Annotated in this window: 4 protein-coding genes; all 4 read left to right on the top strand. The window is 44.7% G+C overall.

From position 1 onward, the window contains the following. Window positions 1-590, top strand: a 590-nt coding sequence (locus ACFIKR_RS09230; RefSeq protein ID WP_375659636.1) for a S49 family peptidase, incomplete at its 5' end; no start/stop codon positions are given. A gap of 110 nt (window positions 591-700) precedes the next feature. Beyond that, entirely contained in the window at window positions 701-853 is a 153-nt protein-coding gene (locus ACFIKR_RS09225) for a hypothetical protein (protein ID WP_375645168.1), read from the top strand. Further along, window positions 850-1,218: a head decoration protein gene (locus ACFIKR_RS09220; RefSeq protein WP_375659635.1), complete on the top strand. Its 369-nt coding sequence runs from the start codon at window positions 850-852 to the stop codon at window positions 1,216-1,218. The genes ACFIKR_RS09225 and ACFIKR_RS09220 overlap by 4 nt, the downstream gene beginning before the upstream one ends. Window positions 1,219-1,230: 12 nt before the next feature. Next, a partial coding sequence (locus ACFIKR_RS09215; RefSeq protein ID WP_375659634.1) for a major capsid protein occupies window positions 1,231-1,625 on the top strand: 395 nt, incomplete at its 3' end.

Here is a 1,625-nt window from a genome sequence, read left to right as displayed (position 1 = left end):
CTGCTTCTCAAATATGGGTAGCTCGTACAGGGGTTGTGGGCTCGATTGGGGTTGTTTGCGCTCATCTTGACCAATCCCATGCAGATGAAAAACACGGGCATAAATGGACCTTTGTCTTTGAAGGTGATCACAAAACCCATGGCAATCCTCATGAACCCTTGAGCGATACAGCACAGATAAAAATGCAAGCAGATTGCGCCCTGCTCTACGAGATGTTTGTCGATTTGGTGGCGCAAAACAGACGCTTAAATGCTGCTGCAATTCGTGACACAAAAGCAGAAACTTTTATAGGCACCCAAGCGATCACGCTTGGATTAGCAGATGCGCAAGGCACCCTTGCGCAAGCTTTGGAAGCCTTAACGGATTCCATATCACAAAACCCAACATCAACAGAAAAAGAAGGACAAAACACATGGCACGCACACAATACCGCGCCCAAGAAGAGGATGACGAAAAGATCGTCGACATCATCAATGACGAGGAAGAGGACGAAGACGATAGTGACGTCGACAAAAACGCCGAAGACTTCGACGATGAAGAAGAAAACGAAGATGAGGATGAAGACAGTGAGGACAAGCAGGAAAACATAAAAGCTGCTCTTGAAAAAGAAAGAAAGCGCGCAAAAGCACTAACAACCCTTGAAAGGCAAGCAAAGCACTTAGGCGTTTCTTTTGACGCAGCAAAAGCTATTCAAAACGGTATGAGTCTCGAGAAAGCACGCCAGTGTGTGTTGACGGCTGCTAGCTCTCAAAGCGAGTCTTTAAAAGTCTCGCCTTATGCCCCTCATAGTGATGGGACGAGCAAGGCAAAGATTCACGCAAAATGGGAAGCAGCTTGGAGGGCAGTGAAATGACGAATATTATTTATGACGACGTACGCAATGGCGCTTATCTTGGACCTTACGACCCCGATATGTCAAACGAAGAAGTGGTGTTTGCATCAGGAGCATTCATTGAAGCGGGAACTGTCATGGGAAAGATAACCGCAACCGAATACTACGTCCCCCTTAATCCAGCAGCATCAGATGGCAGTCAAACACCGGCAGGGATTTCTTTTGCCACTGTTGACGCAACAGAAGCAGATCAACGCGCCGTGATTACAGCACGCTTATGCACTGTAAAAGCTTCTGAACTGCTATGGCCAGATGCCATCACGGATGAGCAAAAGAAAGCAGCCATTCAGTCTTTAGAAGACAAGAACAACATTCTATTGCGATAGGAGAATGCACACATGGATATGAATTTTTTTAAACATGATGCTTTCTCAAGCATCACAATGATGAAAGCCATTGAAAACTATGAGTTTCAACCTGGTCTTGTAAGCTCTCTTAATCTTTTTGAGGAAGTTGAAACCAGTACCACAGTGGTTGGGATTGAACGGCGTGATAATACATTTTCCCTTATTCAAACCAGTGAACGTGGCGCACCTTTGGCAGAAGGTGATAGAGAGGGTCGTAATCTTCGGTTTTTCAAAACAACACGGATTGCCAAAAGTGATACCGTAAAATCAGAAGAAATCCAGAACCGTCGTGAATTTGGCACAGAAGATCAGTTAGAGACAGCAATGAAATATATTGCCAGAAAACAAAAGAAACTGATTTCTGAAATCGAATTGACATGGGAAAA

The organism is Bartonella sp. MR30HLJHH, assembly GCF_042194195.1.
GTDB classification, from domain to species: Bacteria; Pseudomonadota; Alphaproteobacteria; order Rhizobiales; family Rhizobiaceae; genus Bartonella; species Bartonella grahamii.
The sequence above is the reverse complement of the archived record's forward strand: the minus strand, read 5'-3'. Positions and strand labels throughout refer to the sequence as shown.